Below are 13,404 nucleotides of genomic sequence, written 5' to 3'. Positions count from 1 at the left end.
AAATACGGAGCGGGCGGCGGCCAGCGCCGGCCGGGGCTTACGGCTTGAGGTTGCTGGGCACGCCGTTGGGGAATTCCTCCTGGATCTGGCGCTCCAGCACCCCGATGCGGTTGCCCGGGTCGGGGTGGGTGCTCAGGAACTCGGGGCCACCGCTGCGGCCGCCGGCCTGCTGCAGAATCTGCATCACCTGAATCATGGCGCGCGGGTCGTAGCCGGCCTCGGCGGTGTACTGCACCGCGTCGCGGTCGGCCTCCAGCTCGTCTTCGCGGCCGAAGCGCAGGCTGACGACTTTGGCAATGGCCGCGGCCACCGCCGCATTGGCTATCGAGCCGCCCGGGCGGTCGGGGTCGTAGGCGGCAATGCCGGCCGCGCCGGCCAGGCCCTGCGTCAGCCGCGACTTGGCCAGCTGCTCGGCCGAGTGTCGCCCGATGACGTGGCCGATTTCGTGGCCCAGCACCCCGGCCACCTGGCCTTCGGTCTTCAGGTTTTTCAGCAGCCCGGCAGTGATGAACACCTGCCCGCCCGGCAGGGCAAAGGCGTTGATGGTGTTTTCATCCGCCAGCAGGTGAAAGTCGAACTTGTAGGGCGACTTGGTGGCGCCCGACGACTGCACCAGCTGCTGCCCGATGCGGTCCACCTCGACCTGGGCCCGCTGATCCGGGTGCAATCCGCCGTACTGCTGGGCCATTTGGGGCGCGGCCTGCAGCCCCAGCGCTATTTCCTGCTCGGCGGTCATGCTCACGTGCTGCACCTCGCCCGTCACGGGGTTGGTCTGCCGGTTGCAGTAGTAGGTGATGAAGGAAAACCCTGCTACCAGCAGGGCTATGATGTAACGCAGGCTGCCTCTCATGGGATGGAAAAGGTCGGGGGTGTGGGAGAAGGAAAACCGCCGTAGGCCGGCGGCAAGGAGTCTAACGCGCCCTGCGCAGCAGGGTTGTACCCCCCGAAACACCCAAATCCGCCAGGCTTGCGTATCAGGCACAAAAGCCGCCGGCCCGCGGGCCGGCCCGGCTGTTTCTCCACTACTCTTCCCGACTCATGAATCAGAAACGCACGTTCGGCTCCCTGCTTACCCTGCTCGGCATTGCGGGCATCATCTACGGCGCCATGGGCCTGCTCGGCATGGTGGCCCTGAGCAAAATCAACTCCTTTGTTCCGCTCGGCGTCGGCCTGATTTTCTTTTTCGCCGGCATCAGCCTGGTGCGCGCCACCGGCGACCGGGCCTGAGGCCCTTTGCGCCCTCCTATCAGCTCCTAAGCAAAGCGGCCCGCCTCCGAAGCATCGGAGGCGGGCCGTTCGTTTTGGTAGCGGGCGTTTCGAGCGGAGGCTACTGGCCGGTGCTGCTGGCTACGTCCATTGTGCGCATAAAGGCCGGCAGCGCCGCGTTCAGGTTCAGCCAGTCGGAGGCGTAGGCCGCGGTGCTGGGGCCCTGCACGTAGAGCACCGAGCCGCTTTTAATCGTTTTGATGATGCCGGCCGACTGGGCGGGCGGCAGCGCCGGGCAGCCCTGGCTGCGGCCCAGGCGGCCGTTTTGCCGGATGAACTCCTCGCCCACGTAGTCGGCCCCGTGAACCACCACCGCGCGCTCGGCCGCGTGCGAGTTGTAGCGCGCATCCAGCCCCTGCAGCTTCAGCGACAGGCCGTGCTTGCCCTGGTACGTGTCGCCGGTGACGTAAAAGCCCAGGCTGCTCATTTCCGAGCCTTCGCGGTTGGAAAACGTCTGCGCCAGGTCGCCGCCCGAGTTTTTGCCGTGGGCCACCAGCGTGTGGTACAGCAGGCGGGTGCGGCTCAAATCGATAACCCACAGGCGGTTCTGCCGGCTCGGGCGGCTGAAGTCGATAACCGTCAGCACCGGCCGCTTGGCCAGCCCGCGGCCGCGCAGATTGAAGTAGCCGATCAGCGCGTTGCGCAGCACCTGCACGCTCATGCCCGTCTGCGCCAGCCGGGCCCCGGCGTAGGTGCGCACCAGAAACTGCTCAAACGCGGCCACGGCGACGGTCTGCGACGCGGTCGGCACCTGGGCGGGCGGGGCGGCGGCCAGGGCCGGCCGTAGCCCCGCGCTGAGCAGGAGCAGCCAGGCCAGGCAAGAGCGAAAAAGCTTCATAGAGTGGTGGAGCAGAAGGTACTAGCGGACCGCAAGCCGGCGCAAAGACAAAAATAGTAGTTTTGTCCAACCGCAGGCCTCCTAACCGCCCGTTGGCTTTGCTGGTTCCCCCGATGTTTCAACGCCCGGCCTTTGTTTTTTCGTGTGCGCTGCTCCTGCTCGGCAGCTGCGGCCACTCCCAGCCATCCTTGCCGGGCTTCGACGGGGCCGCCTGGCGCCGCGACGTGCGCGGCTGCGCCGGCCTGCGGCAGGCCCAGCTTCCGGCTCTCGACCAGCACCGCGAAGCCCTTTACAACGTCCACGTCGATGCCGTGGCCAGGCTGCTCGGCCGCCCCGACGAAGAGGAACTGCAGGAACAGACCCAGCGCGTGTACTACTATTACGTGGCGCCCGGCCCGCAGTGCGCCCCCGGCCGGCCGGCCGCAGCCACCCGGCGCCTGTCGGTGCGCTTTGGCTCCCTCGGCACCGTGACGGAAGTACTGTACACCACCCCGGCCGGCCGGCCATAAAAAACGGGTGGCCTTCCGAAGAAGGCCACCCGCAGGCAGTCGAAGCTAACGAACCCGGTTTAGCCAAGGCCGTTGCCGGCCGGCGTGGTCGGCGTGGGCACGGCGTCGCGCTTCAGCTCGTCGCGCATCAGGCTGATCTGCGACGGCGTGAGGATGCGCTGGCACTCCTGCTCGTACTGGGCTTCCAGCTCCGTCAACAGCCGTTGTCGTTCGGCTGGGTCCTGCTGGTGCTGCCACTGGATTTCGTCCATCCGGGCCAGTTTGACCTGGTTGATGGCGCGCAGGCGGATGTACTGCGCTTCGTTGAGCTTCAATCGGTTGCTCATTTGCCGGGTCAGCTCGGCCGCCGACGTAACGGGCTGGGGCTGCCCGCCGGGCACCGCCGCAATCCGGTCTTTCATTTGAGCCGAAGCGGCTACGGTGATGCCGCTCAGAATCAGGGCGAGGGTAAGGGCCTTCGTCATGGTGGAAAAGGTTGGTGGTTTATATTGGACTTAAGCAGCATTATATTTCCTTTTAGCTGCTTTTAATCCAAATATATATTATTAAAGTTTCAATGCAAGTCAATTAGATAAACATTTGCTTGACCACAAAATGTTCCCATTTCGGGAACATTGTTCATAATGGGATTAGGGCGCGGGGTTACAAGCAAAAAGGCCCTGCAGCAAGCTGCAGGGCCTTTTTTAGCTGTTCAGAGGAAGCCTATTCCACGTGCTGCTGCAGCGGGTTGTGGTCGGGGCTTTTGAAGTATTGCATGGCAATGAGCGAGATAATCACGCCGGACATGACGCCCTGCAGCAGGATGGCCAGGAAGGCAATGGTTACCGACAGTTCAAAGCCGAACAGGTCGGAGGCGCGCAGCTGCTCCATCAGGCTGGGGCTAATCACCGTGTAGAGCACGAAGAACAGGGCGAAAGCGACGCTGGCCACGGCCGTGGTAATAATGCCGGTGCCGAAGCCCTGCAGGTAAGGCATCCGGTCGTGCCGCACGCGCTTGTAGTGCGAGATGGCGGCGCAGGCACCGATGCCCAGAATCACGATGTTGCCGTAGCTGTACATGATATTATCGGCCAGGCCCAGCAGGCTGGCGACGATAAAGTAGAGGGCCATGCCGACGGCCGTAAACAGGCCGTAGCGCACGCCGTTGCGCTCGGGGGAAATGTGTTGATCAGCCATGAGGCGAGAGGAGTTTTGGGTAGTTGTTAGAGAGAGGGACCGGGCACCACCGGTTCCGGGCGCCGGGGCGGCCCTGGTACTCAGCGGTTTCTCCCATAATACTGCTATTCTCAGCCGCCGGTTGCCGGCTTGGCCGCTTTTTCGCCGGTTTCTTTGGGCCAACCCGCTGACAATGAACTTTCAGCCGCCGGGATTTTTTCGGGCACTGGTGCTGTTAAAGCTCCTGGCCGGGCACCCGAAGCGGGCTTTTTTGCCTACCTTTGCGCGGTTTTTTTGCGTGGCGGTCCGCCCTTATTCCGCTTTTTCTTTCTGCATGATCAGCACTACCAATGTCAGCCTGCGCTACGGCAAGCGCGTGTTGTTTGAAGACGTCACCATCAAATTCATGCCCGGCAACGTGTACGGCCTTATCGGGGCCAACGGCGCAGGCAAATCGACGTTCCTGAAGATTCTCTCGGGCGAAATCGAGGCCAACACCGGCTCGGTGGACATGCCCAAGGGCGCCCGCCTGTCGGTGCTGAAGCAGGACCAGTTTGCCCACGACCAGTACCCGGTGCTCCAGACCGTGATTATGGGCCACCAGCGCCTCTGGAAGGTGATGGAAGAAAAGGACGCCATCTACGCCAAGCCGGATTTCTCCGACGCCGACGGCGAGCGGGCGGCCGTGCTGGAAGGCGAGTTTGCCGACCTGGAAGGCTGGAACGCCGACTACGAAGCGGCCGAGCTGCTCTCGGGCCTCGGCATCGGCGAAGACAAGCACTACACCCTGATGGGCGACCTGGGCACCTCCGACAAGGTGCGCGTGCTGCTGGCCCAGGCCCTGTTCGGCAACCCCGACGTGCTGCTGCTCGACGAACCGACCAACGGCCTCGACGCCGAAACGGTGCTCTGGCTGGAGAACTTCCTCGACTCGTTCCAGAACACGGTAATTGTGGTGAGCCACGACCGTCACTTCCTCGACGCGGTGTGTAACTACATGGCCGACCTGGACTTCTCCAAAATCACCATGTACCCCGGCAACTACTCGTTCTGGTACGAGTCGAGCCAACTGGCCCTGCGCCAGCGCCAGGAGGTGAACAAGAAGACCGAGGACAAGCGCAAGGAGCTGGAGGAGTTTGTGCGCCGCTTCTCGGCCAACGCCTCCAAGTCCAAGCAGGCGACTTCGCGCCAGAAGCTGCTGCAGAAACTCACGCTGGAGGAGATTAAGCCGTCGTCGCGCAAGTACCCGTACATCGCCTTCAAAGCGGAGCGCGAGGCCGGCAACCAGCTGCTGACGGTGGACAATCTGTCGGCGACGGTGGACGGCGAGGTGATTTTCCGCGACGTGCACTTCACCCTCGACAAGAAGGACAAAGTGGCCATCGTGAGCCGCGACGACCGCGCCGCCTCGCTGCTGTTCGACATCCTGTTTGAGCAGCGCAAGGCCGACAAGGGCACCTTCAGCTGGGGCACCACCATCACGCCCAGCTACTTCCCGAAGGAAAACACCGAGTTCTTCGACACCGACCTGAATCTGGTGGACTGGCTGCGTCAGTACTCGACGGAGAAGGATGAGTCGTTTATCCGCGGCTTCCTGGGCCGCATGCTCTTCTCGGGCGAGGAGTCGCAGAAGAAGTCGAACGTGCTCAGCGGGGGCGAGAAAGTGCGCTGCATGCTCTCCAAGATGATGATGGAGGCCGGCAACGTGCTCGTGCTCGACGACCCGACCAACCACCTCGACCTGGAAAGCATCACGGCCCTGAACAACTCGCTGCGCGACTTTCCGGGCTCCATGCTCTTCGCCTCGCACGACTTGCAGTTCATCGACACCATTGCCAACCGCATCATCGAACTGACGCCGGAGGGAATTATTGACAAGCGGATGTCGTATGAGGAATACCTTGCCGACGAGACCATTAAGGCCCAGCGCCAGCGCATGTACCAGACGGTAGGCGCCTAACGCTTGCAATCGGGAAGGCCGCGGATACAACCATCCGCGGCCTTTTCGTTACTTACTATTCGTACGACCTTTCCTGCTCACTCCTATGAAGCGTTTGTTACTGGCCACTGCCCTTGGCGTCGCCGGACTGTTCGCTGCCACCGATGCGCTGGCCCAGCGCACCGACACCACCTACGTGAAGCCCCAGCTGCCCACCGGCCCGCCGGCGGTGCCGCCGCCGGCGCCCGCGCAGCCCACGCGCCCGGTGTACACGCCGCCCCAGCAACCGACGCAGCCCACCCAGCCGGTGCGCCCCAGCGGGGGCATCGATGACGACGGGCGCTCGGCCCAGCCGCTGCCCGGCAGCCGCCCGGCGACGCCCGCGGCCCCGGCCACGCCCCAGCGCCCCGGTGGGGGCATCGACGACGACGGGCGCCCGGCCCAGACGCTGCCGCAAAACGGCACCGTGCCCGGCGCCACGCTGCAGTCGGAATACCAGCCGGGCAAGCTGTTCCTGTACGGCAGCCTGCTGCGCTTCGGGCTGAGCAGCAACATCTTCAACGGGGTGGACTTCTCGGCCGGCTTTGCGCCCGCGCTGGGCTACCGCCTCACCGAGCGGCTGTCGGTGGCGGCGGGCCCGGTGTTCGTGTACCACAGCGCCGATTTCGGGCCCGACGCGACCAGCCTGGGCCTGCCGTCCGGGGGGTACAAGTTCAAGGACCTGGGCATGCGGGGCCTGGCGCAGTTTACGGTGTACAAGAACATCTTCCTGCACGCCGAGTACGAGTCGACCCGCTCGCAGGACTACGGCGTCAATGAGCTGGTGCGCGGGCAGCAGTACGAAGCCTACGAGGTGAAATTCAACACCCAGGCCTTCCTGGTGGGCGCGGGCTACCGCCAGCGCCTCGGCGACCGGTTTGCCGTGGAAGGCACGCTGCTCTACAACACGAACGTCAATTCCAACTACTACGGCATCCTGATTCAGCGCCTGAGCCTGGTGTATAACCTGGGCGGCAAGTAAGCAGGGCCACTGCCTAACACACGCAACGGGCGGCCTCCCTGGTGGGAAGCCGCCCGTTGCGTGTTTTTCAGACTACAGTGGCGGTAGCTACACCGCGCTGCCGCGTATCAGGCGCAGCACGACGGCGATAATGGCAATGACCAGCAGGACGTGAATCAGGTTGCCCATGCCGAAGCTGTTGAAGCCCAGGAAGCCGAGAAGCCAGATGATGACCAGGATGACGGCGATGATGTACAGTAGGTTGCCCATGACTCGGGGAAGGTTTTAAGGTGAGAGGTTGGTTGAGAGAGTTGGTTGTGAACGGGTGTTCGGCGCCCCGGTTGCATCCTAGTTAGGAAGGCCATTGGCGGGGCGTTCTGCGGGTTTGTACGCGGGGTTGTACAAAAGGATATCCGCGGGCAAAAAATATTTCGATACATAGTTGTGCGGCTATGCCAGCGACTTGGTTATCTGCGCTCAAACAATTCCATTTTTTTTCGGTTAGGCGGCGCGGCGCTTATGCGGGGCGGGGCGCCCTGGCTTGGGCATCGGCGGCTTTGGCTTAGCTTTGCCGCCGCCCGGAGCCGCCGAGCGCTGTTTATTTGCCCAATCCCCCTCCCCCTCCCACACATGCTGAACGTCGCCGTCATTGGCTCGGGCACCATGGGCAATGGCATTGCCCACGTGTTTGCCCAGCACGGTTTCCCCGTTACCCTTATCGACCTCAACCAGACGGCCCTCGACAAGGCCTGGACCACCATCGGCAAGAACCTGGACCGGCAGGTGGCCAAGGGCGGCCTGAGCGAAGACGCCAAAAACGCCACCCTGGGCCGCCTGCAGCGCAGCACCTCCCTGGCCGACGGCGTGCGCGACGCCGACCTGGTGGTGGAAGCCGCTACCGAAAACGTGAGCATCAAGCTCGACCTCTTCCGCCAGCTCGACGAACTGACCAAGGCCAGCTGCATCCTGGCCACCAACACCAGTTCCATCAGCATCACGCGCATTGCCGCCGCCACCCAGCGCCCCGACAAAATCATTGGCATGCACTTCATGAACCCGGTGCCGGTGATGAAGCTGGTGGAAGTTATCCGCGGCTACGCCACCTCGGATGAGGTAACGAAGCAGGTCATGGACCTGTCGCGGCAGCTGGAGAAGGTGCCTACGGAGGTCAACGACTACCCCGGCTTCGTGGCCAACCGCATCCTGATGCCGATGATCAACGAGGCCATCATCACCCTGCACGAGGGCGTGGCCGGCGTGGAGGAAATCGACACGGTGATGAAGCTGGGCATGGCCCACCCGATGGGCCCGCTGCAGCTGGCCGACTTCATTGGTCTCGACGTGTGCCTGGCCATTCTGAACGTACTCTACGACGGACTGGGCAATCAGAAATACGCCGCCTGCCCGCTGCTGGTAAACATGGTGACGGCCGGCCGCCTGGGCGCCAAGTCGGGCGAGGGGTTCTACAGCTGGACGCCCGGCTCCAAGGAGCTGGTGGTGGCCCCGCGCTTCCGCAAGTAAGCTGATCCGCTGCTGCTTACCGCCATTCTGGCGGGTCTGTCAGGCCCCGACGCCCCTGTGGTGTCGGGGCCTGGTATTTGTATGGTCGGGGGCAGCGGTGAGCACGCCGGCGGGGGGCTTCGCAGCCGCTGCTGCAACCTTCCCGGCGGAATTACGCTTAACCATCATTCCACACCTTATTTCCCTCCCTTCATGGAATTAGCAACCTTCGGGGCCGGCTGCTTCTGGTGCGTCGAAGCCGTATTTCAGAATCTGAATGGCGTCGAGAAAGTTGAATCGGGCTACACCGGTGGCCGCATTGCCAACCCCACCTACAAGGAAGTCTGCTCGGGCCTCACGGGCCACAACGAGGTGATTCAGCTCACCTTCGATCCGCAGATCATCAGTTTCGAGGAGCTGCTCGAAATCTTCTGGAAAACCCACGACCCGACGACCCTGAACCGCCAGGGCAACGACGTGGGCACCCAGTACCGCTCGGGCATCTACTACCACAACGACGAGCAGAAGCGCCTGGCCGAAGGCTACAAGCAGAAGCTCAACGAAGCCCACGCCTTTGAGCAGCCGGTGGTGACGGAAATTCTGCCCGCCGGCCCGTTCTACAAAGCTGAGGCCTACCACCAGAACTACTACAACCTGAACAGCTCGCAGCCCTACTGCCAGTTTGTGGCCAAGCCCAAGGTGGACAAGGTGAAGGCCTTGTTCGGGGAGAAGCTCAAAACGTCCGTGCAGTAGCCCACTGCACTGCCCGCAACTGCAAAAAGCCCGGCCGAAGCCGGGCTTTTTTGTTGCCCAGGTGGCGGCGGTCAGTCATCCGCCCTGCCCGGGCGCCAACCATCCGCCGGGCCGGCCGTACCAACGGCACGCCGCATTGCTCGTTAGCCGCACCTTCCTCCTTCCCAATCAGCACCGAGTTATGGGCAAGTACGTCATCATCATCCACGGCGGGGCCGTCAACACCGACCCGGGCACCATTCCGCCCGAGAAGGAAGAACAGCTCAAAAAGGGTCTGCACAATGCCCTGACGGCCGGCTGGGAAATCCTGCAACGCGGCGGCACAGCCCTCGATGCGGTGGAAGCTGCGGTGATGAGCCTGGAAGACAACGAGTTGTTCAACGCCGGCCGGGGGGCCATGTTCAACCTCAATGGCGAAGTGGAAACCGAAGCTTCCATCATCGATGGCCTTACGCTGCGCGGCGGCGCCGTGAGCGGGCTCAAGCTGGTGAAAAACCCCGTTCGGCTGGCCCGGCTGGTGATGGAGAAATGCAAACACACCTTCCTCACGGCCGAGGGCGCCCAGGAGTTTGCCCTGGCTCAGGGCCTCACCCTGCAGGACCCGAGCTACTTCAAAACCGAGGAGCAGCGCCAGGAGTGGCTGGATATCATTCAGGAAGCCCGGGCCGAACACGCCAACAAGCACGACACCGTGGGCGCGGTGGCCCTCGACCAGCACGGCAACGTAGCCGCGGCCACCAGCACCGGCGGCATCGAAGGCAAGCTGCGCGGCCGCGTGGGCGACAGCTGCATCTTCGGGGGCGGCGCACTGGCCAACAACGAGGTGTGCGCCGCCTCCTGCACCGGCGACGGGGAAATCATCATGCTGGCCTCGCTGGCGCACGAGGTATACGCCCTGCGCAAGTACCGCAAGCTCTCCATCACCAAGGCCACCCGCGCCGCCATCGAGATGTACGCCGACAAGCTGCAGGGCGACCGGGGCATCATCGCCCTGGACCCGGCCGGCAACCTGGCCATCGACTCGAACACCAACGTGATGCGCTGCGCCTACCGCGTGGACGAGGACGCGCCTTTCGTGACGGTGTGGAAGGCCGAGCTGGACCGGCACCTCAAGCTGTAAGCATGAAAAAAGCCCGGCTGCAGCAGCCGGGCTTTTTTGTGGGGGCAAGCGCCAGGGCTACACGGCCACGTTATGCTCGCGCAGCGCGTCGTTGAGCGAGGTTTTCAAATCCGTGCTGGGCTTGCGCTGCCCAATGATGAGGGCGCAGGGCACCTGGAACTCGCCGGCCGGAAACTGCTTGGGCAAGGAGCCGGGAATGACCACGGAGCGGGGCGGCACGTAGCCGCGGTACTCCTGGCCTTCGGGCGTGCTCACGTCGATGATGCGAGTGCTGCCGGTGATGGTAACGCCCGCCCCGATTACGGCCTCCTTGCCGATGTGGCAGCCTTCGACCAGGATGCAGCGCGAACCGATGAAGGCGCCGTCTTCCACAATCACCGGCGAGGCCTGCACCGGCTCCAGCACGCCGCCCAGGCCCACGCCGCCCGAGAGGTGCACGTGCTTGCCTACTTGCGCGCAGGAGCCCACCGTGGCCCAGGTGTCCACCATCGTGCCCTCGCCCACGTAGGCGCCGATGTTCACGTACGAGGGCATCATGATGACACCGGGCGCCAGGTAGGCACCGTAGCGGGCCACGGCCGGCGGCACCACGCGCACCTGCTGCCGCGCGTAGTCGGTCTTGAGCTGCATCTTGTCGTGAAACTCGAAAATGCCCACTTCCTCGGTTTTCATTTGCTGCAGCGGGAAGTAAAGGATGACGGCTTTTTTCACCCAGTCGTTGACCTGCCAGCTGCCGTCTTCGCCGGCGCTGGGCTCGGCCACGCGCAGCTGGCCGCGGTCAAGCTGGTCGATGACGTGGCGGATGGCGTCCTGGGTGGCGGCGTCCTGCAGCTTGCTGCGGTCGGCCCAGGCGGCTTCGATGAGGGGCTGAATGTCGGTCATAAAGTCAGATGTCGGAAACGGTTGTACGGGGGCCGGGGGCCGGCGGAGGCGCGAAAGTAGTAGGTTTGGCCTTGTGCTACCACCCTCCCGCCCCGTTGCGCCGCTCATCCTGCTGGCTTCCGTGCTGAAGCCCACGGACGATACGCGCATGTACGAGAAGTTTGGGCGCACCCTGGCCGGGGGGGGCTACGGCGTCATCGTAGCGGGGCGCGCCAGTCAGCGGCCTCCAGCCTCCATCGGCATCGAACAGTTCCCGCTGTTCGGCGGCACCCGCCTGAGCCTAGCGCGGTTGCGGGCCCAGTGGCGCTTCTGGCAGCTGCTTTATCGAGAGAAACCGGCACTAGTCGTAGCTCACGCCCCCGAGCTGCTGCCGCTGACGTTGCTCTGGCACCGCTTCACCGGCAAGCCCTTCCTCTACGACGTGCGCGAGAACTACGCGCTGAATATTCGCACCCAGCAGGTATACCGGGGCCTGCTGCGCCGGGTGCTGGCGGCCGGCGTGACGTGGATGGAGCGGCAGGCGGCCCGGCGCGCCGCGGCCGTGCTGCTGGCCGAGCGCAGCTACGCCGACGAGCTGCCCTGGCTGCCCCCGCGCCGTACCGTTGTGCTCGAAAACAAATACGCTCCGCCGCCGGGCGCCGCTACCTCGCCGGCTCCACCGGCCATGCCCCAGGCGGGCCAGCCCCTGCGCCTGCTGTTCTCCGGCACCATTTCCGCCCTGACCGGGGTGTTCGACGCCATAGCGTTTGCCGAGCAACTGCGCACGGCCTGGCCGCAGCTTACGCTGACCATCATCGGCTACTGCCAGCAGCCGGCCGAGCTGGCGCGGCTGCAGCAGCTGGCCGCCGCGCACGCCGACTGGCTGCACCTGCGCGGCGGGGCCGAGCCGGTGCCGCACGCCGCCATCGTAGCCGAAATCGGGCGGCACCACCTCGGCCTGCTGCCCTACCGGGAGCATCCCAGCTCCTGGCGCTGCCTGCCCACCAAGCTCTACGAGTACCTGGCCGCGGGCCTGCCGGTGCTCATTCCGCCGAACCCGCTCTGGGCTGCCGAGGTGCAGCACTACGCGGCGGGTCTGGTAGTTGACTTTCGCCAGCCGCTGCCCCAACCAGCTGCGCTGATGGCTCAGCTCCGGAGCGCCCACTTCTACCCCCAGGGCCCGGTGGCCGCCGCCCGCTGGGACTCCGAGGCGCCCCGGCTGCTGACGGCGGTGCGGCAAGCCCTAGCGGCCTCCACCGGCGCGGCAACTGCCCCGCCCTAGCCGTCGTTCTAAGCCCGGTGCTATTGTTATCTTTGGCGCCTTTTTCCCCGCTTTTCACCGCTCCGCTTCTTCCCCCTCACCCCATCATCATGTCCCAGTTGTATAACGCCGAAATAGCCGGCATGGGCCACTACGTCCCTTCCCGCGTGGTCACCAACGCCGACCTCGAAGGCATCATGGAAACTACCGACGCGTGGATTCAGGAGCGCACCGGCATCCAGCAGCGCCGCTGGTTCAACGAAGGCGAAGACACCACCGCCAACATGGGCGCCCGCGCCGCCCGCATGGCCCTGGAGCAGGCCGGCCTGCAGCCCGACGACGTGCAGCTCATCGTCTTCGCCACGCTCTCACCCGACTACCTCTTCCCCGGCTCGGGCGTGCTGCTGCAGCGCGAGCTGGGCATCAAGGCCCCCATCCCGGCCTTCGACGTGCGCAACCAGTGCTCGGGCTTCATCTACGCCCTCTCGCTGGCCGACCAGTTCATCAAGACCGGCATGTACGAAACGGCGCTGGTCGTGGGCTCCGAAATCCACTCCTCCGGCCTCGACAAAACCACCCGCGGCCGGGCCGTGTCGGTTATTTTTGGGGATGGCGCCGGGGCGGCCGTGCTGCGCCGCAGCACCCGCGAGGGCCACGGCATCCTGAGCACCCACCTGCACGCCCAGGGCGAGCATGCCGAGGAGCTGATTACCAAAGAGCCGGGCTCCAACCGCGAAAACCGGGTGCAAGTGGTGCTCGATGATCCAGAAGCCATGTACCCGTACATGAACGGGCAGCAGGTGTTCAAGCACGCCGTCACGCGCTTCCCGGAGGTCATCAACGAGGCCCTGCAGGCCAACGGCTACCAGGCCAGCGACATCGACCTGCTTATTCCGCACCAGGCCAACCTGCGCATCACCCAGTACGTGGGCCAGAAGATGGGCCTGGGCGCCGACAAGGTGTTCAGCAACATCCAGAAGTACGGCAACACCACCGCCGCCTCGGTGCCCCTGGCCCTGAGCGAGGCCGTGCAGGAAGGCCGCGTGAAGCCCGGCGACCTGATCTGCCTGGCCGCCTTCGGTTCGGGCTTCACCTGGGCCTCGGCGCTGATCAAGTGGTAGACTTGGTCAATTCTGAATTATGAGTTAGTCCTTCTGCTTGTTCAGCGACTTCAGAAGGTGAGGCCGGCGCGGTGCGTTGGC

General features: G+C 64.4%; 15 protein-coding genes. 9 read left to right on the top strand and 6 right to left on the bottom strand.

Features of this window, described 5'->3' with window-relative positions; genetic code table 11:
- Window positions 1-37: 37 nt before the first annotated feature.
- Window positions 38-850 carry a M48 family metallopeptidase gene (locus DLM85_RS03815; RefSeq protein WP_111476725.1) on the bottom strand — a complete coding sequence of 271 codons (813 nt, stop codon included), beginning with the start codon at window positions 848-850 and terminating at the stop codon, window positions 38-40.
- 188 nt (window positions 851-1,038) lie between these two features.
- On the opposite strand from DLM85_RS03815, the gene DLM85_RS03810 reads away from it, so the two are divergent.
- Window positions 1,039-1,227, top strand: a complete 189-nt coding sequence (locus DLM85_RS03810) for a hypothetical protein (RefSeq protein ID WP_111476724.1) — start codon at window positions 1,039-1,041, stop codon at window positions 1,225-1,227.
- 100 nt (window positions 1,228-1,327) lie between these two features.
- Here DLM85_RS03810 and DLM85_RS03805 read toward each other — a convergent pair whose 3' ends face one another.
- On the bottom strand, window positions 1,328-2,104 hold the full coding sequence (locus DLM85_RS03805; RefSeq protein ID WP_111476723.1) for a murein L,D-transpeptidase catalytic domain family protein: 777 nt from the start codon (window positions 2,102-2,104) through the stop codon (window positions 1,328-1,330).
- Window positions 2,105-2,217: 113 nt separating this feature from the next.
- Between DLM85_RS03805 and DLM85_RS03800 the strand changes: the two genes are divergently transcribed.
- Entirely contained in the window at window positions 2,218-2,613 is a 396-nt protein-coding gene (locus DLM85_RS03800) for a hypothetical protein (RefSeq protein ID WP_111476722.1), read from the top strand.
- 59 nt (window positions 2,614-2,672) lie between these two features.
- Here the strand turns inward: DLM85_RS03800 and DLM85_RS03795 are convergent, their stop codons facing one another.
- Together DLM85_RS03795 and DLM85_RS03790 are read right to left on the bottom strand one after the other, a co-directional pair.
- Window positions 2,673-3,077 (bottom strand): hypothetical protein, encoded by a 405-nt coding sequence (locus DLM85_RS03795; RefSeq protein ID WP_111476721.1) that lies wholly within the window; start codon window positions 3,075-3,077, stop codon window positions 2,673-2,675.
- Window positions 3,078-3,315: 238 nt separating this feature from the next.
- A complete protein-coding gene (locus tag DLM85_RS03790) occupies window positions 3,316-3,789 on the bottom strand; it encodes a DUF4199 domain-containing protein (protein ID WP_111476720.1) in 474 nt (157 codons plus the stop codon).
- A gap of 313 nt (window positions 3,790-4,102) precedes the next feature.
- Between DLM85_RS03790 and DLM85_RS03785 the strand changes: the two genes are divergently transcribed.
- Both DLM85_RS03785 and DLM85_RS03780 read left to right on the top strand, forming a co-directional pair.
- Window positions 4,103-5,728, top strand: a complete 1,626-nt coding sequence (locus tag DLM85_RS03785; protein ID WP_111477493.1) for an ABC-F family ATP-binding cassette domain-containing protein — start codon at window positions 4,103-4,105, stop codon at window positions 5,726-5,728.
- An 85-nt stretch (window positions 5,729-5,813) separates the two neighbouring features.
- A complete protein-coding gene (locus DLM85_RS03780) occupies window positions 5,814-6,728 on the top strand; it encodes a hypothetical protein (RefSeq protein WP_111476719.1) in 915 nt (304 codons plus the stop codon).
- 87 nt (window positions 6,729-6,815) lie between these two features.
- Here the strand turns inward: DLM85_RS03780 and DLM85_RS03775 are convergent, their stop codons facing one another.
- Window positions 6,816-6,977, bottom strand: coding sequence for a lmo0937 family membrane protein (locus DLM85_RS03775; protein ID WP_111476718.1), 162 nt, complete (start codon window positions 6,975-6,977; stop codon window positions 6,816-6,818).
- Between the two features lie 360 nt (window positions 6,978-7,337).
- Here DLM85_RS03775 and DLM85_RS03770 point away from each other — a divergent pair, with 360 nt between their 5' ends.
- The 3 genes from DLM85_RS03770 to DLM85_RS03760 all read left to right on the top strand — a co-directional run bounded on the left by DLM85_RS03770 (window position 7,338) and on the right by DLM85_RS03760 (window position 10,080).
- The gene (locus DLM85_RS03770; protein ID WP_111476717.1) at window positions 7,338-8,228 is read left to right on the top strand and encodes a 3-hydroxyacyl-CoA dehydrogenase family protein; all 891 of its coding nucleotides are present in this window, start codon (window positions 7,338-7,340) and stop codon (window positions 8,226-8,228) included.
- A 192-nt stretch (window positions 8,229-8,420) separates the two neighbouring features.
- Window positions 8,421-8,960, top strand: a complete 540-nt coding sequence (msrA, locus tag DLM85_RS03765; protein ID WP_111476716.1) for a peptide-methionine (S)-S-oxide reductase MsrA — start codon at window positions 8,421-8,423, stop codon at window positions 8,958-8,960.
- A 181-nt stretch (window positions 8,961-9,141) separates the two neighbouring features.
- Window positions 9,142-10,080 (top strand): isoaspartyl peptidase/L-asparaginase family protein, encoded by a 939-nt coding sequence (locus DLM85_RS03760; RefSeq protein ID WP_111476715.1) that lies wholly within the window; start codon window positions 9,142-9,144, stop codon window positions 10,078-10,080.
- Window positions 10,081-10,137: 57 nt separating this feature from the next.
- On the opposite strand, the gene DLM85_RS03755 is transcribed toward DLM85_RS03760, so the two are convergent.
- Window positions 10,138-10,962, bottom strand: coding sequence for a 2,3,4,5-tetrahydropyridine-2,6-dicarboxylate N-succinyltransferase (locus DLM85_RS03755; protein WP_111476714.1), 825 nt, complete (start codon window positions 10,960-10,962; stop codon window positions 10,138-10,140).
- A gap of 73 nt (window positions 10,963-11,035) precedes the next feature.
- Here DLM85_RS03755 and DLM85_RS03750 point away from each other — a divergent pair, with 73 nt between their 5' ends.
- Window positions 11,036-12,223, top strand: coding sequence for a glycosyltransferase (locus DLM85_RS03750; RefSeq protein WP_133256887.1), 1,188 nt, complete (start codon window positions 11,036-11,038; stop codon window positions 12,221-12,223).
- A gap of 89 nt (window positions 12,224-12,312) precedes the next feature.
- A complete protein-coding gene (locus tag DLM85_RS03745) occupies window positions 12,313-13,323 on the top strand; it encodes a 3-oxoacyl-ACP synthase III family protein (protein WP_279387739.1) in 1,011 nt (336 codons plus the stop codon).
- The last annotated feature ends 81 nt before the right edge of the window (window positions 13,324-13,404 follow it).

It is taken from the genome of Hymenobacter edaphi (assembly GCF_003258365.1).
Classification (GTDB): domain Bacteria; phylum Bacteroidota; class Bacteroidia; order Cytophagales; family Hymenobacteraceae; genus Solirubrum; species Solirubrum edaphi.
The sequence above is the reverse complement of the archived record's forward strand: the minus strand, read 5'-3'. Positions and strand labels throughout refer to the sequence as shown.